Consider the following 26,853-nt stretch of genomic DNA (forward strand, 5'->3'; position numbering starts at 1 on the left):
GACACTCTTTAACGATTGAAAGGGGACAACTCAATTCATCCCGGGCAGTTGGACCTTGGGCTTCACGTCGTTCTGCACGACGGACGCCATCGGTGCGACCACTCCCTGGCTCTTGAGCAACTCGCCCATGGTCGCCTTGATTCGGTATTGAGTAAATAACTGAATGTTCTTGATCTCGGCCAGACGGCGCGAAGCGGTGAACAATTCGTTCTCGCTGTCGAGCAGATCCAGCAGGGTCCGCTCGCCGAGGCTGAACTGGCGCTGGTAGGCGGTGCGCACGGCGGTGCTGTGATCGACGTACTGCTGGGCGATCGGCACTTGGGCGTTGGCGTTGTTCAGGGCGTTCCAGGCCAGGCCCAGTTCTTCGTTCAGTTGGCGCAGGGCGTTGTTGCGGATGTCCAGCGCCTGGTTCGACAGGTAGGCCTTGGATTCCAGGTCGGCCTTGTTGCTGCCGCCCGAATAGAGGTTGAAGCGCATGCGCAGCATGGCCTGCCATTCGTTGTTGTGGCCGTTCTGGCCGTCGAGGTCGTTGTCGGCGGTGCGGCCCAGCTCGGCGTCGAAGCGCGGGTAGAAGGTCGACTTGGCGGTTTCGTACTGCTTCTCGGCCGCGGCGATGTCGGACTCGGCCGACCGCAGGATCGGGCTGTTCTCCAGCATCTGCGCGCGGGCTTCGTTCAGGTTGGCCGGCAGCATCGCCATGAACGGCGCCGGGCGCTCCAACTGGTCGGGCATCTGGCCGACGGCGCTGAGGTAGTTGGTCTCGGCGTCGGCGAGGTTGGTCTGCTCGGTGATCAGGTTGTTGCGCGCCTGGGCCATCCGCGCCTCGGCCTGGTCGAGGTCGGCGCCGCTGCCGACGCCGCGCTGGGTGCGCAGCTGGATCTGGTCGTAGATGCGCTGGTGGCTCTTGAGGTTTTCCTCGGCCAGGCGCACGAACTCGCGGCGGGTCAGTACGTCCAGGTACACCTGGGCCACGGTCAGCGCGGTACGCTCGGAAATGCCGAGCAAGGAATAGGCACGGGAGTTGACGGTGGCTTGTTGACGCCCGACTTCGCTGGACGTCGCAAAACCGTCGAAGACCATTTGCGACAGACGCAAACTTGACTCGCTGCGGTTCAGGGTCTCCCAGTGGTTGCCGCCCCCGTTGGCGCGGGTGGTGACACTGTCGGTGCCTTCGCGGCCGTAACCGCCGAGCAGATCGACCTTGGGCAGGTATCCACCTTTTGCCGCCTTTAATTGATAATCCGCAGCCAATCGACTATTGACCCCTGCCTGGATCTCCGGATGGACATCCAGCGCCTGCTGCATGGCTTGTGGCAGGGTTTGCGCTTGTGCGAAAGAGGCGGCGAGGGCGAAGGGTAAAGCCTTGAACAGGTGCGAACGCATGGTGAGTGTTTCCCAGGACTTCTTGTCTTGAATCACAGCAAAAGGGGGTGCTGCGTCGGAAGATGGCAACCGTGATGACCGTATGTCGGAAAGTTGAAAACCGGAACTGGGTCACACGCTGACGGACGGGTCGCCGCATAAATATCAATGTGACATTACCGGGGCGATTGTTTAGGATGGCTCCCAGAAGGTCAATAGTTTGGCATAAAGTTAATAGCGAAAGAATCTAGCCAAAATATTGACACAGATCAGCGTCAAACATGTTTCACCCATTTATTTGAAAGTACGTCCAGACTGAATCGGCTAAGAACCATCAGGTCTATGGAAGTCAACTGAACGTGACACCCGGAGAGTCTTCAATGAGCAGTGTTGTTGCCATCGTCAAAAGCATTGTCGGTCAGGTATTCGTGGTGTCGCCGGAAGGCGTGCGCCGCGTGCTCGTTGAAGGCGACCGGCTGTTCGCCGGCGATCAGGTCGACACCGGCGTCGCCGGCGCGGTGTCCCTGGAGCTGGCCGACGGCCGCACTCTCGACCTGGGCCGCGACACGCAGTGGAGCGCCAACGCTCCGGACTCCAGCACCGACCTGGCCGAGGCCACCGCGCAAGCGGCGCCTTCCGTTGAAGAGCTGCAGCAGGCCATCGCCGCCGGCGCCGACCCGACCACCGCCCTTGAAGCCACCGCCGCAGGCCCGAGCGCCGCAGGCTCGGGCGGCGCGGCCGGCGGCGGCCACAGCTTCGTGATGCTCGATGCGACCGCAGGCCGCGTCGATCCGACCATCGGCTTCCCGACCGCCGGCATCGGCGGCGCCGGCCAGGCCGCCCAGAACACCACCGGCGGGCAAACCACCGACACCACCACCAACGCGCTGCGCGACTCGACCCTGACCCTCAGCGCCACGCCGACCATCACCGAAGCCGGCGGCGTGCTGGTGTACACCGCGACCGTGACCCAGGCACCGTTGACCGACCTGACCGTCACCCTGTCCAACGGTTCGGTGATCGTGATCCCGGCCGGCTCCACCACCGGCTCCGTCAACGTGCCGCTGGCCCCGAACGACACCGTCTACAACGACCCGAAACAGATCGACGTGACCGTCACCGGCACCACCGGCGGCAACGGCATCACCGTGACCACGCCGACCACCCCGGCCACCACCCAGGTCACCGACACCATCGACACCACCACCGTCACCCTGACGGCCGGGCCGAGCGTCACCGAAGGCGGGCAGATCACCTACACCGCCACCCTGACCAACCCGGCGCAGACACCGGTGACCGTCACGCTGTCCAACGGCTCGACCATCACCATCGGCGCCGGCCAGACCACCGGCAGCGTCAACGTGCCGACCGCGCCGAACGACGTCTACAACAACGGCAGCACCGTCACCACCACCATCACCGGCGCCAGCGGCGGCAACTTCGAGAACCTGGTGCCGAACCCGGCGCCGGCCGTGACCACCATCGTCGACTCCAAGGACACCACCGGCCTGACGCTGACCGCCACCGGCAGCGTCACCGAAGGCGGCCAGATCACCTACACCGCCACCCTGACCAACCCGGCGCAGACGCCGGTGACCGTCACCCTGTCCAACGGCGCGACCATCACCATCGAAGCCGGCAAGACCAGCGGCACCGTCAACGTGTCGACCGCGCCGAACGACGTCTACAACAACGGCGGCACCGTCAGCACCACCATCACCGGCGCCACCGGCGGCAATTTCGAGAACCTGGTGCCGAGCACCACGCCGGCGACCACCACCGTCACCGACTCGATCGACAACACCGGCCTGAGCCTGTCGGCCACCGGCTCAGTCGCCGAGGGCGGCCAGATCACCTACACCGCGACCCTGACCAACGCGGCCCAGACGCCTGTCACCGTGACCCTGTCGAACGGCGCCGTCATCACGATCGAAGCCGGCAAGACCACCGGAACCGTGACCGTCCCAGCCCCGGCCGACGACGTCTACAAGGACGCCGGCAAGGTCGAGGTCACCATCAAGGACGCGTCCGGCGGCAATTTCGAGAACCTGGTGCCGAGCACCGTTCCGGCGGTCACTGAGGTCACCGATACTGTCGATACCACCACCGTGAAGCTGACCGCCACCGAGTCGGCAGCTGAGGGCGGCACCGTCACCTACACCGCCACCGTGGGCGCACCCGTGACCGGTTCGCCGGTGACCGTGACCCTGGCGAACGGCCAATCGATCACCATCGAGGTCGGCAAGACCACCGGCACCGTCACCACCACCGCGCCGAACGACGCGTTGGCCGGCAATGCGCCGCTGACCAACTCGATCACCAACGTTTCCGGCGGCAACTACGAGAACCTGGTGGCCGACAAGACGCCGGTTTCGACCACCGTCACCGACACCGTCGACACCACCGACCTGACGCTCAGCGCCACCGGCACCGTGGCCGAAGGCGGTTCGATCGTCTACACCGCAACCCTGACCAATCCGGCCGGCACCCCGGTGACCGTGACCCTGTCCAACGGCGCGACCATCACCATTGAGGCCGGCAAGACGTCCGGCACCGTGACCGTCCCCGCGCCTGCCGACGACGTCTACAAGGACGCCGGCAAGGTCGAGGTGACCATCAAGGATGCGTCCGGCGGCAACTTCGAGAACCTGGTGCCGAGCACCACACCGGCCGTGACCGAAGTCACCGACACCATCGACACGTCGACCGTGAAACTGACGGCGGACACTTCGGTGGCCGAGGGCGGAACTGTCACTTATACCGCCACCGTCGGTGCGCCAGTGACCGGTTCGCCTGTCACCGTGACCCTGGCGAACGGCCAATCGATCACCATCGAAGTGGGCAAGACCACCGGCACCGTCACCACCACCGCGCCGAACGACGCCCTGGCCGGCAATGCGCCGCTGACCAACTCGATCACCGGTGTTTCCGGTGGCAACTACGAGAACCTGGTCGCCGACAAGACGCCGGTCAGCACTACTGTGACCGATGTCGCCGACACCACCGACCTGACGCTCAGCGCCACCGGCACCGTGGCCGAAGGCGGTTCGATCGTCTACACCGCAACCCTGACCAATCCGGCCGGCACTCCGGTCACCGTGACGCTGAGCAACGGCGCGACCATCACCATCGAGGCCGGCAAGACGTCCGGCACCGTGACCGTTCCGGCGCCGGCCGATGACGTCTACAAGGACGCCGGCAAGGTCGAGGTGACCATCAAAGACGCCACGGGCGGCAACTTCGAGAACCTGGTGCCGAGCACCGTTCCGGCCGTGACCAACGTCACCGACACTGTCGATACCACCACCGTCAAATTGACCGCCACCGAGTCGGCGGCTGAAGGCGGCACCGTCACCTACACCGCTACCGTGGGCGCGCCTGTGACGGGTTCTCCGGTCACCGTGACCCTGGCGAACGGCCAATCGATCACCATCGAAGTCGGCAAGACCACCGGCACCGTGACCACCACTGCGCCGAACGACGCGTTGAACGGCCATGCGCCGCTGACCAACGCGATCACCGACGTGTCCGGCGGCAACTACGAAAACCTCGCGGGCGACAAGACACCGGTTTCGACCACCGTCACCGACACCGTGGACACCACCAACCTGACGCTGAGCGCAACGGGCACCGTGGCTGAAGGCGGTTCGATCGTGTACACCGCGACCCTGACCAACGCAGCGGGCACCCCAGTGACCGTGACGTTGAGCAACGGCGCCACCATCACCATCGAAGCCGGCAAAACTTCCGGCACGGTGACCGTCCCTGCGCCGGCCGACGACGTCTACAAAGACGCCGGCAAAGTCGAAGTGACCATCAAGGACGCCACCGGCGGCAACTTCGAGAACCTGGTGCCGAGCACCACGCCGGCCGTCACCGAAGTCACGGACACCATCGACACCTCGACCGTGAAACTGACGGCCGACACGTCGGTGGCCGAGGGCGGCACCGTCACCTACACCGCCACCGTCGGCGCGCCAGTGACCGGCTCGCCTGTCACCGTGACCCTGTCCAACGGCCAGTCGATCACCATCGAAGTCGGCAAGACCACCGGCACCGTCACCACCACCGCGCCGAACGACGCGTTGGCCGGCAACGCGCCGCTGACCAACGCGATCACCGGTGTTTCCGGTGGCAACTACGAGAACCTGGTGGCCGACAAGACCCCCGTCAGCACCACCGTGACCGATGTCGCCGACACCACCGACCTGACGCTCAGCGCCACCGGCACCGTGGCCGAGGGCGGTTCGATCGTCTATACCGCGACCTTGACCAACCCGGCAGGTACGCCGGTGACCGTGACGTTGAGCAACGGCGCGACCATCACCATCGAGGCCGGCAAGACCACCGGCACCGTGACCGTCCCCGCGCCTGCCGACGACGTCTACAAGGACGCCGGCAAGGTTGAGGTCACGATCAAGGACGCCACCGGCGGCAACTTCGAAAACCTCGTGCCGAGCACCGTTCCGGCCGTCACCGAAGTCACCGACACCATCGACACCTCCACCGTGAAGCTAACCGCTTCGGAAACGGCAGCGGAAGGCGGCACCGTCACCTACACCGCCACCGTCGGCGCGCCAGTGACCGGTTCTCCGGTGACCGTGACCCTGGCCAACGGCCAGACCATCACCATCGAAGTCGGCAAGACCACCGGCACGATCACCACCACCGCGCCGAACGACGCCCTGGCCGGCAATGCACCGCTGACCAACTCGATCACCGGCGTGTCCGGCGGCAACTACGAGAACCTGGTCGCCGACAAGACCCCGGTCAGCACCACTGTGACCGACACCGTCGACACCACTGACCTGACGCTCAGCGCCACCGGCACTGTGGCCGAGGGCGGTTCGATCGTTTACACCGCCACGCTGACCAACCCAGCGGGCACCCCGGTGACCGTGACCCTGTCCAACGGCGCGACCATCACCATCGAGGCCGGCAAGACGTCCGGCACCGTGACCGTTCCGGCCCCTGCCGACGACGTCTACAAGGACGCCGGCAAGGTTGAGGTCACGATCAAGGACGCCACCGGCGGCAACTTCGAAAACCTGGTGCCGAGCACCGTTCCGGCCGTGACCGAAGTCACCGACACCGTCGACACCACCACCGTGAAACTGACGGCGACCGAGTCGACGGCTGAGGGCGGCACCGTCACCTACACAGCCACCGTGGGCGCGCCGGTCACCGGCTCTCCTGTGACGGTCACTTTGGCCAACGGCCAATCGATCACCATCGAGGTCGGCAAGACCACCGGTACCGTGACCACCACCGCGCCGAACGATGCGTTGAACGGCCACGCACCGCTGACCAACGCGATCACCGACGTCAGCGGCGGCAACTACGAGAACCTGGTCGCCGACAAGACCCCGGTATCGACCACCGTCACCGACACCGTCGACACCACCAACCTGTCCCTGAGCGCCACCGGTTCCGTGGCCGAGGGCGGTTCGATCGTCTACACCGCGACCCTGACCAACCCGGCCGGCACCCCGGTGACCGTGACCCTGTCCAACGGCGCCACCATCACCATCGAAGCCGGCAAGACCACCGGCACCGTGACCGTTCCGGCGCCTGCCGACGACGTCTACAAGGACGCCGGCAAGGTTGAGGTCACGATCAAGGATGCAACGGGCGGCAACTTCGAGAACCTGGTGCCAAGCACCACGCCGGCCGTCACCGAAGTCACCGACACCGTCGACACCACCACGGTGAAACTGACGGCGACCGAGTCGGCGGCTGAGGGCGGCACCGTCACCTACACCGCCACCGTGGGCGCGCCAGTGACCGGTTCGCCTGTCACCGTGACCCTGGCCAACGGCCAGAGCATCACGATTGAAGTCGGCAAGACCACCGGCACCGTGACCACCACCGCGCCGAACGACGCGTTGAACGGTCACGCACCGTTGACCAACGCGATCACCGATGTCAGCGGCGGCAACTACGAAAACCTCGTGGCCGACAAGACCCCGGTCAGCACCACCGTGACCGACACTGTCGACACCACCCACCTGTCCCTGAGCGCCACCGGAACCGTGGCCGAGGGCGGCTCGATCATCTATACCGCCACGCTGACCAACCCGGCCGGCACTCCGGTGACCGTGACCCTGAGCAACGGCGCCACCATCACCATCGAGGCCGGCAAGACGTCCGGCACCGTGACCGTCCCTGCTCCGGCCGATGACGTCTACAAGGACGCCGGCAAAGTCGAAGTGACCATCAAGGACGCCACCGGCGGCAATTTCGAGAACCTGGTGCCGAGCACCACGCCGGCCGTGACCAGCGTCACGGACACCATCGACACCACCACCGTGAAGCTGACGGCGACCGAGTCGGCGGCCGAAGGCGGCACCGTCACCTACACCGCCACCGTCGGTGCGCCAGTGACCGGTTCGCCTGTCACCGTGACCCTGGCCAACGGCCAGTCGATTACCATCGAGGTCGGCAAGACCACCGGCACCGTGACCACCACTGCGCCGAACGATGCGCTGAACGGCCACGCTCCGTTGACCAACGCAATCACCGACGTATCCGGCGGCAACTACGAAAACCTGGTCGCCGACAAGACGCCGGTTTCGACTACCGTCACCGATACCGTGGACACCACCAACCTGACGCTGAGCGCAACGGGCACCGTGGCTGAAGGCGGTTCGATCGTGTACACCGCGACCCTGACCAATCCGGCCGGCACCCCGGTGACCGTGACCCTGAGCAACGGCGCTACCATCACCATCGAAGCGGGCAAGACGTCCGGCACCGTGACCGTTCCGGCCCCTGCCGACGACGTCTACAAGGACGCCGGCAAGGTCGAAGTGACCATCAAGGACGCCACCGGCGGCAACTTCGAGAACCTGGTGCCGAGCACCACACCAGCCGTGACCGACGTCACCGACACCATCGATACTTCGACCGTGAAACTGACGGCGGACACTTCGGTGGCCGAGGGCGGCACCGTCACCTATACCGCGACAGTAGGCGCTCCTGTAACCGGTTCGCCGGTCACCGTGACCCTGTCCAACGGCCAGACCATCACGATCGAAGTCGGCAAGACCACCGGCACCGTGACCACCACCGCGCCGAACGATGCGTTGAACGGCCACGCACCGCTGACCAACGCGATCACCGACGTGTCCGGCGGCAACTACGAGAACCTGGTCGCCGACAAGACGCCGGTTTCGACCACCGTCACCGACACCGTGGACACCACGAATCTGTCCCTGAGCGCCACCAATTCGGTCGCCGAGGGCGGTTCGATCACCTACACCGCGACCCTGACCAACGCGGCGGGCACCCCGGTGACCGTGACCCTGAGCAACGGCGCGACCATCACGATTGAAGCGGGCAAGACGTCCGGCACCGTGACCGTCCCTGCGCCGGCCGATGACGTCTACAAGGATGCCGGCACCGTTCAGGCGACGATCACCAACGCCACCGGCGGCAACTTCGAGAACCTGGTGCCGAGCACTACGCCGGCCGTGACCCAAGTGACCGACACCATCGACACCACGACGGTGAAACTGACTGCGACCGGCACGGCAGCGGAAGGCGGCACCGTCACCTACACCGCCACCGTGGGTGCGCCAGTGACTGGCTCGCCAGTCACCGTGACCCTGTCCAACGGACAGTCGATCACCATCGAAGTCGGCAAGACCACCGGCACCGTGACCACCACCGCGCCGAACGACGTATTGAACGGCCACGCGCCGCTCACCAACGCGATCACCGACGTCAGCGGCGGCAACTACGAGAACCTGGTTGCAGACAAGACGCCGGTTTCGACCACCGTGACCGACACCGTCGACACCACCAACCTGTCCCTGAGCGCCACCAACTCGGTCGCCGAGGGCGGCTCGATCGTGTACACCGCCACCCTGACCAACGCCGCCGGCACCCCAGTGACCGTGACGTTGAGCAACGGCGCCACCATCACCATCGAAGCCGGCAAAACCACCGGCACCGTGACCGTCCCAGCCCCGGCCGACGACGTCTACAAGGACGCCGGCACCGTACAGGCCACGATCACCAACGCCACCGGCGGTAACTTCGAAAACCTGGTGACCAGCAACACCCCAGCCGTGACCAGCGTCACGGACACCATCGACACCACCACCGTGAAGCTCACCGCGACCGGCACGGCAGCGGAAGGCGGCACCGTCACCTACACCGCCACCGTCGGCGCACCGGTCACCGGTTCTCCTGTCACCGTGACCCTGGCGAACGGCCAGTCGATCACCATCGAAGTGGGCAAGACCACAGGCACCGTGACCACCACCGCGCCTAACGACGCGCTCAACGGCCATGCACCGCTGACCAACGCAATCACCAACGTCAGCGGCGGCAATTACGAGAACCTGGTGGCCGACAAGACCCCGGTCAGCACCACCGTGACCGACACCGTCGACACCACCAACCTGACGCTCAGCGCGACGGGCACCGTGGCCGAGGGTGGATCTATCGTCTATACCGCCACCCTGACCAACGCCGCCGGCACCCCAGTGACCGTGACGTTGAGCAACGGCGCCACCATCACCATCGAAGCCGGCAAAACCACCGGCACGGTGACCGTTCCTGCTCCAGCTGACGACGTGTACAAAGACGCCGGCACCGTCCAGGCGACGATCACCAACGCCACCGGCGGCAACTTCGAGAATCTGGTGACCAGCAACACGCCAGCGGTGACCAGTGTCACCGACACCATCGACACGACCGAAGTCAGCATCAGCGGCAGCACCTCGGTGACCGAAGGCCAGACCGCCAGCTACACCGTCAGCCTGACCCACCCGGCGCAGACCGAAGTCACCCTGAAGATCGTCTACAGCGGCACCGCCGCCGACGGTTCGGACTTCACCGGCGTGTACACCGTGAAGATCCCGGCCGGCGCCAGCACGGCGACCTTCAACGTCGCGACCATCGACGACAAGATCACCGAAGGCACCGAGAACTTCGTGGTCAAGATCGACTCGGCCACCGGCGGCAACTTCGAGAACCTGGCGGTCAGCACCACCAACGGCAGCGTCAGCACGTCGATCATCGACAACGACGCACCGCCGGTCATCGACCTGGACGCCAACAACTCCAGCGGCGCCACCGGGGCCGACTACAAGGTGACGTTCACCGAGAACACCCCGGGCGCGGGCGTGTCGATCGCCGACACCGACATCAGCATCACCGACCCGGACAGCACCATGCTGACCGGTGCGACCATCGTGCTGACCAACCGTCAGCCGGGCGATGCGCTGAACCTGGGCAACAGCGTCAACGGCATCACCATCAACGCCAACAGCAAGGACGGCTCGATCACACTGACCCTGTCGGGCAACGCGACGCTGGCCGACTACATGCAGCAGATCAAGAACATCACCTTCACCAACGGCAGCGAAGACCCGAGCACCGTGCCGCGCATCATCACCGTGACAGTGACCGACGGCGGCAACTACTCCAACACCGCGACCACCACGGTCAACGTGGTGGCGGTCAACGATGCGCCGGTGGCGGCGCCGGTCAATGTCACCGGCACCGAAGACACCCCGCTGATCCTCGGCTGGTCGACCTTCGGCGTCAGCGACGTGGACAGCCCGGCCAGCAGCTTGGGCGTGAAGATCACCCAGCTGCCGGGCGAGGGCAAACTGCAGTACCTGGACGGCTCGACCTGGAAAGACGTCGCCACCAACCAGACCTTCAGCAAGGCCGACATCGACGCCGGCAAGCTGCGCTTCATGCCGGACGCCAACGAATCGGGCGTCAACGGCTACGGCGGCACCGGCATGGGCAACAATCAGGCCGACTACGCGCAAATCAAGTTCCAGCCCACCGACGGCCAACTGCTGGGCAACACCGGCACCGTCAAGATCGACATCACGCCGGTGGCGGATGCGCCGACCCTGGGCGTGGCCGACAACAGCGTGAAGTCCACCGGCCTGGTCAAGGAAGTCTGGACCGGCCTGTCGGGCCTGGGCACCAGCGGCAACGGCGCAGACCCGACCACGCTGAAGAACGTGATCGACGGCGCCGGCACGCCTAACTCCAGCGGCACCGTGGACAACGTGCAGTCCAACGGCAGCGTCACCGCCGGCACCGCGTCGAAGACCTCCGGCCTGATCTACCTCGAAGCCGGCAAGACCTACACCTTCACCGGCACCGGCGACGACAGCCTGCTGGTGACCATCGGCGGCAAGAGCGTGGCCTCGACCACGTGGGGCGCGGGCGGCAACCTCAACGGTTCGTTCACCCCGACCACCAGCGGCTACTACACCCTGGACATCTACCACCACAACCAGAGCGGCCCGGGCAGCTACGACGTCAACCTGTCGGTCAACGGCAGCGCGCCGATCGACCTGAGCAGCGCCGGCGTGCCGATCTACACCGGCGTGCAGGACCTGGTGAACGCCGGCGTGACCGTCTCCGACCTGCACGGCAGCAACGGCGAAGGCTACTACGACGGCTACAAGCTCAACACCGGCGCCGAAGGCACCACCGTGAAACTGTCGGCGATCACCACCGCGCTGACCGACACCGACGGCTCCGAGACCCTGAGCGTGAAGATCAGCGGCGCGCCGGTCGGCTCGGTGCTCAGCGACGGCGCAGGCCACAGCTTCACCGTGACCGCCGCCAACGGCGAGGCCAACGTCACCGGCTGGAACCTGGGCAGCCTGACCGTGACCCCGCCGACCTACTACAACGGCCAGTTCAACCTGACCGTGACCTCGACCTCCACCGAGGCCGTGGGCGGCTCGGCCAGCACCACCGCGACCATTCCGGTGACTGTGGTGCCGGCGGTCTACAACGCGGTGGTCGCCACCTCCGGCGACGATACCTTCACCGGCACCGACGGCAACGACATCATGGTCGCCGACATCGGCGGCCTGACCGTGGTGCCGGGCACCAACTACAACATCGCGTTCATGGTCGACACCTCGGGCAGCATGAGCACCTCCTCGATCAACGCGGCCAAGGACTCGCTGACGTCGGTGTTCAACACCCTCAAGAACAGCCTGGGCAGCAACTCGGGCACGGTGAACATCTTCCTGGTGGACTTCGACACCCAGGTCAACAAGTCGGTGTCGGTGAACCTCAACGACCCGAACGCCCTGACCCAGCTCAAGGCCGTGCTGGACTCGATGTCGTCCGGCGGCGGCACCAACTACGAAGACGTGTTCAAGGCCACGGCCAACTTCTTCCAGAGCGCCGACGCGGTGGCCAACACCGGTGCGAAGAACCTCACCTACTTCATCACCGACGGCCAGCCGACCTACTACCAGAGCGGCGAGCAGACCAACCCGACGCTGTACGGCAACGTGAAGCTCGATGACGTGGTGAAGACCAGCAACTACAAGCTGGGCGACAGCTTCGCCACCTACATCGACAGCAGCCACTACCTGAGCATCAACAGCGCCGGCAGCGTGGTCCTGCAGACGCTGAAGAACGGCAACTGGAACTGGAGCAACCTGGGCACCATCCACGCCCAGGGCGACGGCACCTATGAGCTGTCGAACCTGGCAGGCAGCGGCAGCAGCACCTCGTCGGCCACCACCGACAACGCCAACAGCGCCTTCGCGCTGCTGGGCGGCCTGTCGAACGTGGAAGCCATCGGCATCAACAGCGGGGTCAGCCTCAACGACCTGAAGCCGTACGACTCGGACAAGACGCCGCAGACCAATATCGATCCGAAGGACCTGGCCAACTCGATCATCGGCCACACCGAAGCGACGATGCCGGGCAACGACACCGTCAGCGGCGGCGACGGCAACGACATCCTGTTCGGCGACCTGGTGAGCTTCAACGGCATCGCCGGCGAGGGCTACCAGGCCATGCAGGCCTTCGTGGCGCAGCAGACCGGGGTGGACGTCAGCAAGGTCACCACCAGCAACGTGCACCAGTACATCACCGAGCACTACCAGGCGTTCGATGTGTCCGGCGCCCACGACGGCAACGACACCCTGCTGGGCGGCGCCGGCAATGACATCCTGTTCGGCTCGGGCGGCAACGACCTGCTCGACGGCGGCAAGGGCAATGACATCCTGCTGGGCGGCACCGGCAACGACACGCTGATCGGCGGCCAGGGCAACGACATCCTGATCGGCGGATCCGGCGGCGACACCTTCGTCTGGAAGGCGGGCGACACCGGCAACGACGTGATCAAGGACTTCAAGGCCAGCGAAGGCGACCGCATCGACCTGCGCGATCTGCTGCAGGGCGAGAGCGGCAGCACCATCGACAACTTCCTGAAGATCACCACGGTCGACGGCGTGTCGTCGCTGCAGGTGAGCTCGGCCGGCAAGTTCAACTCCGGCGACGCGGCGGCGGCCACGCCCGACGTGACGATCAAGCTGGAGGGCAACAACTGGTCGAGCGCCAACATCCACAACCTGATCGCCGGCAGCGACCCGACCATCAAGATCGACCACAACAACAGCTGATGAACGGAAACGGCCGCCCCCTTCGGGGCGGCCGTCACGTTTGCCGCCAGCCTGGCCGTGACGATTTCATCGTCTGACCGCATACTCCCGTGCAGTTGGCTATGCTGCTGACAGCACGACGCCGGTTCATTTCCGAGGGACGCTCAATGTTTTACGTGCAACGCGATGCGCAGGGCCAGTTGATCCGCGTGGAGGCGGCAGCCTACGCCGAGGCCACGGGAACGCTGCCGGCCGACCATGTCGAAATCCAGGAATGGTTCGCCAACGCGGCGGTGGAAAAGAGCCTCAAGCAGCTCAAGCAGAGCGACCTGGAAATGATCCGGGTGCTCGACGACCTGATTCAGGTGCTGACCCAGAAGGGCGTGATCCGCGTCACCGACCTGCCGGAAGCGGCCCAGGCCAAACTGATGGACCGCTCCCAGGCCCGTGAGGCGCTGGGCGGCCTGAGCCAGTTGATCAATGAGGACGAGCCCGGCCTGATCTGACTTGGCCGTTCGTCTTGCGTTGGGTGGGAGCCAGCCTGCTGGCGACGGCGTCCTTCGGGACGCCGAATCCCTCCAGCCTCACTTCCAGGGCGCGGGCTCACCGAACAGCTGCCCCTGCACCCCGTACAGCCCCATCTCGCGAATCACCGACAGCTCCCCTTCGGTCTCCACCCGCTCGGCGATCAGCGGCAGGTCGATGCTGTGGGCGGCCCGCTGGATCGCCTCGATGAACAGGCGCTTGTCGCCTTCCTGATCGATCGCCCGGATGTAGCTGCCGTCGATCTTCAGGTACGCCAGCCCCAGCCGCGCCAGGTTGCCGATCATGCTGAAGCGCCCGCCGAAGCGTTGCAGGCTCAGGGAGAAGCCCAGCTCGCGCAGGCGTCGGGTCAGTTGCTCCAGCACCGCCTGCTCCGGCAATTGTTCCTCGCCGATCTCCAGGGTCAGGCGCGGGCCGAGGTCGGAATGGGCCCGCAGGATCTCGAACACCTTGTTCAGCGCCTGGGGGTCGGCCAGGGTCGCCGAAGACAGGTTCAGCGCCAGCGACTCCTCATGCCCGGCCATCTGCTCCAGCACCCGCTCAAGCATCAGACGGTCCAGCCGCGCGGTCCAGCCGAAGCGCTCCAGCCACGGCAGGAAGCGGCCGGCGGGAATGGTCTGGCCCTGTTCGTCGAGCAGGCGCGACAGCACTTTGTAATGCAGCACCAGTTGCGTGTCCTGCGCCGCCACCACGGGCTGGAAGAACAGCTCGAAACGCCGCTGGTTCAGCGCCTGGTCGAGCAAGCGGTGCCAGGCGTGGTGGTCGTCGCCGACCTCCGCCGCCACGCTCTGGTCGAGGCAGGCCCAATTCTGCTCGCCCTGCCCTTCGGCCTGGGCCAGCGCCTGGTCGCCGAGGCTGAGCACCGCCTGCGGCGAGTCGCCGTGGGCGAACGGCGCCACGCCGATAGAGGCCACAGCGGCCACGTCGGTGGCGCCCGTCGCGTGCAGGCTGCTCAAGGCGTTGTCGAGGCTCTGCGCCAATTGCAGCGCTTCTTCGCGCGTCAGGCCCGGCGCCAGCACGGCGAATTCACCGCCACGGATCCGCGTCACGAGATTTTGGGTTTCCGGGTACTTGGCGCACTCGCGGGACAGCTGCTCGCCGACCGCCTTCAGCAATTCATCGGTGCGCTGCCCGCCCAGGCGCTGGTTGAGCCCGGCCAGGTCCTTGACCCGCAACAGCAGCAGATAGCCCGAGCTGGCCTGCTCCGGGTTGCTCACCCGGGCGTTGAGCTGCATCTCGAAATAGCGCCGGTTGGCCAAGCCGGTGAGGTTGTCCTGATAGGACTCGGTGCGCAGTTTCTCGCTGCGTTCGGCCTGCTCCTGGAACAGCGCCTTGAGCTTCTCGACCATCTGGTTCATCGCCAGCACCACCCGGCGCAGCTCCGGCGTACGCGGCAGCTCCGGCAGGCTGAGGAATTCGCGGCGGGCGATGGCGTGGGACTGCTTGACCATGTAATCGAGCGGACGCAGCTGCCGGCGCAGCAGCAAGGCGCCGAGCACCGCACTGACGGCGCCGCACACCAGCAGCCAGCCGAGGCTGCCCAGCGCGCTCTGCCACAGCTTGGCCAGGGCGAACATCGGGTGGCTGACCACCTCGACCCGCGCCGCCTGCTCCCAGCCACGGCTGACCAGCGCGTCGCCGCCGGCCGGCTCCAGGCCGATCAGCCTGACGAACCACTCCGGCACATTGGTGACGGCCGGAATGCCGCTGCGCTCGACGATGGCCTTGTCGGTCTTCAGATCCACCACCCGGATGCTGGAGTAGTATCCGCTGTCGAAAATCGAACTGACCAGCAGCTCGACCATCGCCGGGTCATCGATGTTCGGCGTCAACGACAGCGCCAGCGCCGTGGCGGCGTCCTGGGCGTGGGAACGCAACTGGTTGACGTACTGGGTGCGCGAGCTTTCCAGGCTGACCATGAAGCTGCCGGTGAAGGCGACCACCAGGAACAGACAGATAGCGATCAACAGCTGTTTGAACAAGGACATCTGAGCGCGTGCTCCTAGTTAGTCGTCTCGACCGGGAATCCTTCGGCCTGCATTTTCTTCAGCACATCCTGCCAGCGCGACAGGCGTTTGGTGTCACCGACCTTCTTGTTGCCCTTGGCCCCCGGCAGGTACAGACCCTCGGCGTTGAAAGAGTAGACCGGCAGCAGATCGGTCCGCTCGGCCGCCGGCCTGATCGGGTCCATCAGGCTGTCGAGCACCAGGGGCATGGCGTCGGGGGAGGCATAGTAGGTCAACACCATGTGCGCGCGGTTCTGGCGCAGGGCCTTGACGTAGGTGATGCGCAATTTGTCACTGGAGACCCCCAGGTGACGCAGGCTGAAATACTTTGCGATTGCATAGTCCTCGCAATCCCCGGCACCCTTCCACAGCGCTTCGATGGGCGTCTCCCAGTAGTCGACCTCGTGCCACAGGTCGATGTCCTCGACGTAGCGCATCTGCTTGTTGAAGAACAGGTTCACCACCTTGAGCTTGTCCGCCTCGCTGACCTGCTTTTGCGTGGCCAGCAGGTTCTGCCAGGCATCGATGCGCTGCTGCCCGGCGCCCAGCGGCCCGTACAGCGCCGTGGCCTTGCGGCTGATCGCGGAAAAGTCCCAGTCGGCATGCAGGCCGCCCAGCATGGCGCCGGCCAGCAGCAACGCGCAGGCCAGCCGGCGCGCAATCCGTGGAATCGCGAAAGTTACCGCCAATGCAAGGCATCCAGGGCAGGGAGGAAAGCGTCTGATGGTGAAGGTTAGCCCAGCAAAAAACAATGGCACCCTGAGATCATCTCCGCCGCGCTAAACTCAAGGGGTGACGGGATTCCTCGACATGGTTTGACAACCTGTAGAGCAATCACTAGTGTCCTTTGGATCCAAATTCCGTAGTCATTCAGGGTGCGTAGTTGTGACACAGAAGCCCAAGCCGCTGCACAGCATCAAGGTCGACGGGCCGATTCCCGCGCATCTGGCGCGCTCGATCATCGAAGAGACCCTGCGTTCGGCGATCCTCGACGGCCGCCTGCCTTGCGGCACCGCCGTGCGCCAGCAGGATCTGGCCGACCTGTTCGGCGTCAGCCGCATGCCGGTGCGCGAGGCGTTGCGCCAACTGGAAGCCCAAGGCCTGCTCAGCGTGGTGGCCCACAAGGGGGCCGTGGTCGCGCCGCTGATCCAGGGCGACGCCACGGAAACCTACGAGTTGCGGATCCTGCTGGAGTCCGAGGCGCTGCGCCAGTCGGTGCCCCTGCTCACGGCAGCCGATCACGACCGTGCGGCCGGCTACATCGATGAGCTGGAAACTGAACACGACTACACCGAGATCGGCCGGCTCAACCGGCTGTTCCACATGGCGCTGTACTGCAAGGCCGCCAACGGTCGCCTGCTGCGCCTGGTGGAAGACGGCCTGAACGAGGAGGAGCGCTTCCTGCGCTTCAACCTCGAAGCCATGGGCCTGGGCAAGCTGTCCCAGGACGATCACCGGGCGCTGCTGCACGCCGTGCGTGAGCGCGACACCGACCATGCGGTGAAACTGCTGGAGCAGCACCTCAACCGCGGCGTCGAGGTCATCACCCGTTACCTGGCCAGTTCCGCCGCGCAAAACCGCAAGACCGCCCGCTGACCCCTTGCGCCGGGCCTGCCAATCGGCCCGGCGAATCACCCGCTTACAAATCCCCCCGCCCGCCACGGTGAATTGCCGTGGCACTTCGGCGCCTGCGCTCTAACCTCCCCACCCAACTTCAACCCGCCCGAAATTCGCACCGCAAGCAAGTCACTTTCGACGATAGCGGCGACGCCGAATTACGCGCACCCTTGAACCGCCAACCGAATCAAGAACGGGCGACGCGCCGTCGGCGCAGTCCCCGCACCAGGAACCTACGGAAGGAGCCTTGTAACGGGAAAAGGAAGCGACGGCGCCGTTTCAGCCCAACTTCATCCCCTCAGACCACTTCATTCATCCAGTTAGAAAGTTGCTTCGAGTGAGGCATTCACTCTTATTAATCAATTTTGGCCATTTATTGCCGAAAGGAGCAACTACGCCCATGTAAAACTCAAATCAAAAGTTTTACCGGGCCTGCTCATACTTTAAAAACAGTCAACTTAAAATAATTAAAAATAAACTTGTTAAGTTGTTTTGTGATGTATTAGCTTTTTATGTGCCGGGCAATCGGGCGCCATCGTGTCCCGTCAAGCCAGGCCCTGGAGACCTAAAAGACAGAGGCCCCGCGCCGTCGACCTGCTCCAGGCGATCGATATTCAACTTCAACTTTCATCGAACCGAATGAGGCTATCGCTCGCCGAGAAAAAGATATTCACCGCTGTTAGCCATTGTTTGACCAGTCCCTATATCCCTATAAGCTAGAGGCTCGTAATCATGCCAACAAAAGAACAACTTTCCCTGAAGAAAGCCGAACTCAGCGTCCATCCGATCTTTTCCGAAATTGACTCCCTGACGGCGTTGCGCCGGTTCATGGAGTCCCATGTGTTCGCCGTCTGGGACTTCATGTCGCTGACCAAACGCCTGCAGCAGGAACTGACCTGCACCCGCTTGCCCTGGCTGCCGCCACGGGATCCGCACGCCGCGCGGCTGATCAACGAGATCGTGCTCGGCGAAGAGTCGGACGACCGACCTGCCCACGGTCATTACAGCCATTTCGAACTGTACCTGGACGCCATGCGCGAAGTCGGCGCGGACACCACGGCGGTGGAACGCTTCGTCGCGCTGCAGCAGGAAGGCGTGAGCTATGAGGTGGCGCTGCAGAGCGTCGAGGTCGATCCGGCCGCCGCGCAGTTCGTCCGCGACACCCTGCACACCGCGCTGCATGCCCCGGGGCACAGCGTCGCCGCCGCGTTCCTGCACGGTCGCGAGAGCGTGATCCCGACCATGTTCCAGCGCATGCTCGACGCCTGGGGCATCGGCGCCGACCAGGCCCCGACCTTCCGTTACTACCTGCAGCGGCACATCGAAGTCGATTCCGAAGACCACGGCCCTGCGGCGGAGCAACTGCTGGCGCGGCTGGTCGAGGGCGATCCGCAGCGCGAGGCCGAAGTCTACGCCAGCGCCCTGGCCGCTGTGGAAAGCCGCATCGCCCTGTGGGACGGCCTGCGCCAGAGCCTGCATGAGCCACTGGCGGAGGTGACGCCATGAACGCCGCCGACTACCAGTCCTTCGCCGACGCCTGGGAAAGCCGCGCCACCATCCGCACCCGCCCGCGCCGGGTGGTGGAGAACGACGAGCGCCTGATCTATCCCCTCAGCCGCCAGCCGCTGGTGCTGAGCGAGACCTTCCTGCGCGAGTGCCCCGAGCAGCGTGACTTCGCCCTGGTGCAGACCCTGTACAAGTTCATCAACGACGTGGTGATCTTCGAGACTGAGATCGTCGACAAGACCGCCCGCAACATCGCCAAGAACCGCTTCGCCGTGGCTTTCCCGTTCGCCTGCCGCTACGACGCCATGACCGTGGTGGTGGACGAGGACTATCACGCGCTGGTGGCGATGGACTTCATGCAGCAGACCGTGGCCATGACCGGCATCGAACCCATCGGCCTGCCCGACGAGATCGAACTGAGCCGGGCGATTCCGGCCGCCGTGGCCCTGGCGCCGGAGCACCTGCGCGATGCGGTGGAACTGATCTGCGTGGCCATCGCCGAAAACACCGTGACCGGCGACGTGGCGGCGTTCGCCCGGGACGACACGGTCAAGCCGTCGATCAAGGGCCTGATGGCCGACCACCTGCTCGACGAGGGCCGTCACTCCAGTTTCTGGGCGCGCATGGTGCGCATCTACTGGCACACCGCGAGCGAAGCGGACCGCGAATGCATCGCGCAGATCCTGCCGGTGTTCATCGGCCACTACCTGACCAACGACATCCAGAAGGCCTTCGACCTGCGCCTGATCGACGCCTTGCCGGTCAGCGCTGCCGTGCGCCGTTCACTCAAGGACGAGATGGCCGGGCTGGCGTTCCCGATAAACCGCCACCACCCGCTGGTGGGCAACATCGTGCGGTTTTTCCACAACAGCTCGCTGCTCGACACGCCCTGCGTGCAGCACGCCCTGCGCGACTACCTGATCTGAAGAGGAGAGCGTCATGAAACGCCTCGACATTTTGCTGATCGGCTGCAGCCAGGCCATGACCGACCTGGCGCAGGAACTTGAACAACACGGTCATTCACAGGTTCTGCTCAAGCATGGCCATGCGCAGCCGCGACCGGCGGCGGATCTGGTGATCGACGACGGTTGCGCGCCGCAGGACTTCGGCCCGACACCCCATCTGTCCCTGCGCCTGGGCATCGGCACGGCAGGGACCGGCGGCCTGCCGACCCTCGACCTGCTGTGCCTGCACGGCACGCGGCTGCTGAGCCGTGTGCCCATGGCAGACGAGCCGTCCGGCAACGGTCAGAGCCTGCGCCGACGGACACTGGCGCAGATCGTGGATGAGGTGGCCCTGCTGGTCAGCCGGCTCTCCCGCGACGCAGAGTACTTCCGGCATGCGCCGGCGGCCGACGCGCCGGACTTCGAGCAGGTGGAAAGCCTGACGTTCCTCGACGGGCTGGCCTACGTCCACCGCCTCAACGCCACGGCCGACCCGGCGCTGCTGCAACAGGCGCAGGCGCCGATGATCGAGCGCCTGGAACAGAGCCTGATCCGCCACGCCCAGCGACCGGCGCTGCACCTGGCCGAGCAGTCGGTCAGCTACGGCCAGTTGCACGTGCACAGCCGGGCGATCCGCCAACGCCTGCAGCCGCTGCTCGAACAGCGCCCGCAACCGTGGGTGGTCGGCCTCTGCCTGCCCAAGGGCCGCGAGCTGTTCGCCTCGATCCTGGCGATTCTCGGCAGCGGCGCGGTGTACTTGCCGCTCGAACCCAGCCACCCGTTGCAGCGTCAGCAGTACATCCTGGAGAACGCCGGGGCGGTGCTGTTGCTGCACGACGGCGCGCATCCGCTCAGCGGATCGATGCCGGGGCTGGACGTCAGCGGCATCGACCCGACCGACGCACAGCTTGGGCAACCGCTAATGCTGCAGCGCCCCGCGCTGGAGGCACCGTGCATGGCGCTCTACACCTCGGGCACCACCGGGCACCCGAAAGGCGTGCTGCTGAGCCAGGCCAACCTCGCCCACTTCACCGCGTGGTACGCCGACTACGTGGGGCTCGACGCGCAGAGCCGGGTGCTGCAGTTCTCCTCGTTGAGCTTCGACTCGTCGCTGATCGACATATTCCCCACCCTGCTCGAAGGCGCCGAACTGGTGGTGCCCGACGTCGACCAGCGCCGCGATCCGCTGCAACTGGTGGCGCTGATCCGTCGCCGGCAACTGAGCCACGCGTTTCTGCCGCCGGCGCTGTTGAGCATCCTGCCGTTGGAGCAACTGCAAGGCGTCGGGCAGATCATGACCGGCGGCGACGTCTGCGAACCGTTCGTGATCGAGCAACTGACCCGCCAAGGCACACTGCACAACCTCTACGGCCCCACCGAAGCCACGGTGCTGATCACGGCCCGGCCCCTGCAGCCGGGCGACAGCAACCGCACCCTCGGCGGGCCGATCGCCAACAGCCAGGTGCTGATCCTCGATGACGACCTGCAACCGGTGGAGGAACAGACCGTCGGCGAACTGTTCATCGTCGGCCCCGGCGTGTGCCTGGGCTACCTGAACAACCCGCAGCAGACCGCCGAGCGCTACCTGACACTGGCCTTGCCGGACGGCCGAACCCTGCGCGCCTACCGCAGCGGCGACATGGCCAAATGGGGTGCGCACGGCATCGAGCTGTGCGGGCGCCGCGACAATCAGGTGAAGATCCGCGGCTTCCGGGTCGAGCCGGAAGAGATCGAGCGCTGCCTGCGCGAAAGCCGGCTGTACCGCCAGGTGACGGTGGTGATCGACAGCCAGCGGCGGATCCTGGCCTTCCTCGCCCAGCCGCAGGAGCAGCGACCGGGCGAGGCCCGCGAAGCACTCAAGGCCCACGCCCGGCAGTTCCTGCCGGACTACATGCAGCCGGCGGCCTGGACTGAACTGGCGGACATGCCCTACGCCAGCAACGGCAAGGTCGACCGCAAGGCATTGCTGGAGCGGCCGGTGAGCGTCCAGGACAGCGGCCCGAAAAGCCTGCCGGCCAACGCCGACGAAGCGCTGCTGCTGGATATCTGGGCCGAACTGCTGGAACTGCCGGCCGACGACATTTCCACCGACGAGAGCTTCTTCAACCTCGGCGGCCATTCGATCTTGCTGTCGCGCATGCTGCTGCGCCTGCGCGAGGAATTCGGCCGCAGCATCTCGATCAACCGCTTCATCGAACGGCCGACCATCGCCAAGCTCGCCACCCTGGTGCGCGGCACGGACGACAGCGCCGTGCTCAGCGCCCAGGCCATGGCCGACGCCGAACGCACGCTGGACATCGAGCCCCTGCCGATCAGCCGAATGGGCGATGTGCACAAGGTGATCGTCACCGGCGCCAACAGTTTTGTCGGCGTGCACATCGTCGAGGCGCTGCTGGGCTGGGGTGCCGGCGAAGTGGCGTGCCTGGTGCGCGACGGCGGCGGGCAGACGGCGGCGCAACGCTTCGCCCAGTCGCTGCGGGAAAACCGGCTTGAGCATCTGGACCTGAGCCGGGTGCGGGTGTACGCGGCGGACATCGCTCGGCCGCAGCTGGGGCTGTCCGACGAGGACTACGAACGGCTCGACCGCGAGTTCGGCGCCCTGGTGCACAACGCCGCCAACGTCAATCACGTGCTCGATTACGAGTCGCTGGCGGCGGACAACGTCGAACCGATCTTCGAGCTGCTCAGGCTATGCGAAGGCCGCAGCAAGAAAGTGTTCAACTTCGTCTCGACCCTGTCGGCCTCCAGCACCGTCGACGCCGAGGGCCGGGTGCTGGAGCTGCCTGCCGCGCCCACGCCGCCGATCTACATCCGCAACGGCTACAACCTGTCCAAATGGGTCGGAGAGCGCCTGCTCGAACGGGCGCGCGAGCGTGGGGTGCGGGTCAACCTGTACCGCCCCGGCAACATCAGCTTCAACAGCCAAAGCGGCGTCTGCCAGCCGCACAAGAACCGGTTGATGCTGATGCTCAAAGGCTCGATCCAGCTGGGCCAGGTGCCGGCCTTCGCGCTCAACTTCGACCTGATGCCGGTGGACTTCCTGGCCCGCTTCATCGCCTTCCACGCCAGCCGCCACTCGGCCGAACGGGCGGTGTTCAACCTGCACAACCCCGAACCGCTGAGCTGGGACGCCTACGTGGCGTCGTTCCGTGAGACCGGCCGTGAGTTTTCGCTGGTCAGCGTCAGCGACTGGCAACGGCAGCTGGGCCGGGTCGATGCCGACAACGCGCTGTTCGGCGTGCTCGGCTTCTACCTCAACGGTTTCGAGGAAGACATCGGCGACATCTCCCTGATCGGCCACGCCAACGCCCACGCCGGCGTGCGGCAGATGGGCGCGCGCTACCCGGAAAAGTCACCGGCGCTGCTGCGGCGCGGCTGCGATTACCTCAAAGAAATCAATTTCATCTGAACCATCCCAACAGCAAGGAGCAACACCATGAGCACACTGCAACCCGACACCCTGATCAAGAACCCCCACGGCTGCCACGTCGTGTCCTCGGTGCACGTGCCGGCGGACGCCGCGCAGGTGTGGGCGGTGGTCGGCGACTTCGCCGGTTTCCACCGCTTCATCCCGGCGCTGTCGCACATCGAGATGACCGGCGAAGGCGTGTCGTCACTGCGCAAGAAGTTCTTCAAGGACGGCAACGTGGTGGTCGAGCAACTCAACTCCCGCGACGAGCAGGCGCGGAGCATGACCTGGACGACCATCTACAACACCCTGGGCGTGGCCAACCTGTGGGCGGCGATGAACGTGGAATCGCTGGGAGAGGGCAAGGCACGGGCGACCTGGACGATCATCGCCGAACCCGCTTCAGGTGGCGCCGAGGCGCTGCCGGGGTTCAAGGACTTCGTGCAGGGGTTCGCCGATGACGCGATGGGGAATGTGTTGAAGCTGCTTGCGTAAGGCTTCATGGCGGTGGTGACTGAACCGCCGCTTTCGCGGGCAAGCCCGCTCCCACAGAGGCTGTGCGTACGGCACAGATCCAGTGTGGAAGCGGGCTTGCTCGCGATTGACCGAAAGCCCCGGGCAATCAGATCTTGAAGCTGTCCACCAGTTGCTTCAGCCGGTTGGCCTGCTGCGACAGTGCATCGCAATCCTTCAACGTTTCGTTGAGGTTGGCCACGCTCTGCTGGTTCAGCAGGTTGATCTGGTTGACGTCGATGTTGATGGTTTCCACTACGGCGGTCTGCTCTTCGGTCGCCGCAGCCACCGACTGGTTCATGCCGTCGATCTCGCCGATGCGCTTGGTCACGCTGATCAACCGCAGGCCGGCCTGGTTCGCCACCTCCACGCTCTGCTCGCTGGACGCCTGACTGGCGTTCATGGTGCTGACCGCTTCACGCGAACCGACCTGCAGCGAGGTGATCATCTTGTGGATCTCTTCCGCCGACTCCTGGGTGCGGTGGGCGAGGTTGCGCACTTCGTCCGCCACCACCGCGAAACCGCGTCCGGCCTCGCCGGCACGGGCCGCCTCGATCGCCGCGTTGAGGGCCAGCAGGTTGGTCTGCTGGGAGATGCCCTTGATCACGTCGAGGATGTGGCCGATGTTGTCGGTGCTGGCGTTCAGGGTTTCGATCTGCTCGCACGACAGGCTGATCTTCTGCGACAGCTCGGTCATGGCCTGAATGGTCTGCTCGACCACCTGACGGCCGTCGTCGGCCTGCTCGCTGGCGCCGCTGGCGTGCTGCGAAGCGTCGGCGGCGTTGCGGGCGATCTCCTGGGTTGCAGCGCCCAACTGGTTGATGGCCGCGGCCACGCTGTTGGTGCGGGCGCTCTGCTCGTCGGAGCCGACGATAGAGGCATTGGACGCGGTCATCACCCGCTGCGACAGGTCATGCACATGACGGGTCGCCGAGGAGACTTCGGAGATCGACGCGTGGATCCGCTCCACGAACTGGTTGAACGAACTGCCCAACTCGCCGAACTCGTCCTTGCTCTCCACCACCAGACGGCGGGTCAGGTCGCCCTCACCCTGAGCGATGTCCTGCATCGCGCGGCCCATGGTGATCAGCGGACGCATCAGCACGTTGATCAGCAGGCTCAGCAGCACGGCAATCACCGCCACCGCAATGAACATCGCGATCAGCGCCGACGTGCGGAATTGACCGAGGGCGGCGTAGGCCTTGTCCCGGTCGATCGACAGACCGATGTACCACTCGGCATTCGGCAAACCGCTGACCGGGGTGAACGACAGGATGCGCTCCTGGCCGTTGAGCACCACGTTCTGGTTGCCCTTCTCGATGCGCACGCTGGAGTTCGGGTAGATGTCCTTCAGGTTCTTCATCACCTGATCTTTGTCCGGGCTGACGATCACCTGACCGTCGGCGCTGACCAGGAAGGCGTGGCCGATGCCGCCGAAGTCCACCGAGTTGATGATCTTCACCAGGGTTTCCAGGCTCAGGTCGCCACCGACCACGCCGAGCAGCTCGCCGTTCTTCTTCACCGGCATGGCGATGGTCACTACCAGGCCGCCGACGGCAGCCATGTACGGCGGGGTGAGCATGGTCTTGTCGGCGGCCACGGCCTGTTTGTACCAAGGGCGCTGACGCGGATCGTAGCCATCCGGCATCTTCGCGTCCGGACGCTGGGTGAATACGCCGTTGGCTTGGCCGACGTAGGTGAACTGGAAGTTCGAGGTGAAGGCCGGCTGATCGACCAGGCCCGGGAAGTCGGCGCCCTTGCCTTGGTGGGCGACGTTCTGCGCGAGGTTCTCCAGTACCAGGATCCGCCCGCTCATCCAGTTCTGCACGCTGCTGGCGGTCAGGTCGCCGGCCTGCTGCACGGAGGACTGGAGGTTCTGGCGAATGGTGTTTCGCTGCAGGTAGTCGTTGTAGAGGGTGAACAGCGCGAACGCCAGCACCACGACGCCCGAGGCGGCCAAGAGGATTTTATGGCTGAACTTGAGATTCATTTCATGGGACTTCTTATGCCAAAAGTGGGGATGCGTTCCAGATGCAACATTCCGTGTGATTTCAGTTTCCATTAGCTGGCAGGCAACGTTTCTGCGGCTGCTCTACTTTGGTGCACGCATGTCTCATCAGTCTTTCGGCACGGAGCGCAGAAAACTTAGGGCTTTGTACAAAATGAATGGCATATCAGCCAGATTCCCGCCAGGCGGAAGGGCGGAATCTTCGGGTGTCCGGGATTTTCATGCCCCGGAAAAGACAAAACCCCAATTGCTTTCGCAATTGGGGTTTCGGAATTTAATCTTGACGATGACCTACTCTCACATGGGGAAACCCCACACTACCATCGGCGATGCATCGTTTCACTTCTGAGTTCGGGATGGGATCAGGTGGTTCCAACGCTCTATGGTCGTCAAGAAATTCTGTGGCCAACCCGTTACAGCGTAACGTGTCAGCGAAAATCGGTGACTTCTACTTAAAACAAAACCCCAACCGCTTTCGCAGTTGGGGTTTCGGAATTTAATCTTGACGATGACCTACTCTCACATGGGGAAACCCCACACTACCATCGGCGAT

The 26,853-nt window shown here is 65.0% G+C and carries 11 protein-coding genes, 1 rRNA gene and 1 pseudogene; 7 read left to right on the forward strand and 6 right to left on the reverse strand.

Going from position 1 to position 26,853, the window contains the following annotated elements; genetic code table 11:
* Nucleotides 1-30: 30 nt before the first annotated feature.
* On the reverse strand, nucleotides 31-1,383 hold the full coding sequence (locus CAG31_RS14455; RefSeq protein ID WP_085582193.1) for a TolC family outer membrane protein: 1,353 nt from the start codon (nucleotides 1,381-1,383) through the stop codon (nucleotides 31-33).
* Between the two features lie 359 nt (nucleotides 1,384-1,742).
* On the opposite strand from CAG31_RS14455, the gene CAG31_RS14460 reads away from it, so the two are divergent.
* Nucleotides 1,743-13,775, forward strand: coding sequence for a retention module-containing protein (locus tag CAG31_RS14460; RefSeq protein WP_085582195.1), 12,033 nt, complete (start codon nucleotides 1,743-1,745; stop codon nucleotides 13,773-13,775).
* Nucleotides 13,776-13,921: 146 nt separating this feature from the next.
* Nucleotides 13,922-14,260 (forward strand): tryptophan synthase subunit beta, encoded by a 339-nt coding sequence (locus CAG31_RS14465; protein ID WP_085582197.1) that lies wholly within the window; start codon nucleotides 13,922-13,924, stop codon nucleotides 14,258-14,260.
* Between the two features lie 78 nt (nucleotides 14,261-14,338).
* Here the strand turns inward: CAG31_RS14465 and lapD are convergent, their stop codons facing one another.
* Entirely contained in the window at nucleotides 14,339-16,285 is a 1,947-nt protein-coding gene (gene lapD, locus CAG31_RS14470) for a cyclic di-GMP receptor LapD (protein ID WP_085582199.1), read from the reverse strand.
* A 14-nt stretch (nucleotides 16,286-16,299) separates the two neighbouring features.
* Nucleotides 16,300-16,992 carry a cysteine protease LapG gene (gene lapG, locus CAG31_RS14475; protein ID WP_085582201.1) on the reverse strand — a complete coding sequence of 231 codons (693 nt, stop codon included), beginning with the start codon at nucleotides 16,990-16,992 and terminating at the stop codon, nucleotides 16,300-16,302.
* Between the two features lie 196 nt (nucleotides 16,993-17,188).
* On the opposite strand from lapG, the gene CAG31_RS14480 reads away from it, so the two are divergent.
* The 5 genes from CAG31_RS14480 (at nucleotide 17,189) to CAG31_RS14500 (ending at nucleotide 24,274) form a co-directional block, all read left to right on the forward strand.
* Entirely contained in the window at nucleotides 17,189-17,899 is a 711-nt protein-coding gene (locus CAG31_RS14480) for a GntR family transcriptional regulator (protein WP_085582203.1), read from the forward strand.
* A 750-nt stretch (nucleotides 17,900-18,649) separates the two neighbouring features.
* A complete protein-coding gene (locus tag CAG31_RS14485; RefSeq protein WP_170930083.1) occupies nucleotides 18,650-19,426 on the forward strand; it encodes a DUF3050 domain-containing protein in 777 nt (258 codons plus the stop codon).
* A complete protein-coding gene (locus CAG31_RS14490; protein ID WP_085582207.1) occupies nucleotides 19,423-20,352 on the forward strand; it encodes a diiron oxygenase in 930 nt (309 codons plus the stop codon). The genes CAG31_RS14485 and CAG31_RS14490 overlap by 4 nt, the downstream gene beginning before the upstream one ends.
* A 13-nt stretch (nucleotides 20,353-20,365) precedes the next feature.
* A complete protein-coding gene (locus tag CAG31_RS14495; protein ID WP_085582210.1) occupies nucleotides 20,366-23,779 on the forward strand; it encodes a non-ribosomal peptide synthetase in 3,414 nt (1,137 codons plus the stop codon).
* Between the two features lie 27 nt (nucleotides 23,780-23,806).
* Entirely contained in the window at nucleotides 23,807-24,274 is a 468-nt protein-coding gene (locus CAG31_RS14500; RefSeq protein WP_085582212.1) for an SRPBCC family protein, read from the forward strand.
* A gap of 127 nt (nucleotides 24,275-24,401) precedes the next feature.
* Here the strand turns inward: CAG31_RS14500 and CAG31_RS29000 are convergent, their stop codons facing one another.
* The 3 genes and pseudogenes from CAG31_RS29000 to rrf form a co-directional block, all read right to left on the reverse strand.
* A complete protein-coding gene (locus tag CAG31_RS29000) occupies nucleotides 24,402-25,187 on the reverse strand; it encodes a methyl-accepting chemotaxis protein (protein ID WP_371856107.1) in 786 nt (261 codons plus the stop codon).
* 69 nt (nucleotides 25,188-25,256) lie between these two features.
* Nucleotides 25,257-26,354 (reverse strand): annotated as a pseudogene (locus tag CAG31_RS29005) (cache domain-containing protein); the annotation flags it as partial.
* A 224-nt stretch (nucleotides 26,355-26,578) separates the two neighbouring features.
* Nucleotides 26,579-26,694: ribosomal RNA gene (rrf, locus tag CAG31_RS14510) — 5S ribosomal RNA — on the reverse strand.
* Between the last annotated feature and the right edge of the window lie 159 nt (nucleotides 26,695-26,853).

The organism is Pseudomonas sp. R25(2017), assembly GCF_002112565.1.
Lineage (GTDB): Bacteria > Pseudomonadota > Gammaproteobacteria > Pseudomonadales > Pseudomonadaceae > Aquipseudomonas > Aquipseudomonas ekonensis.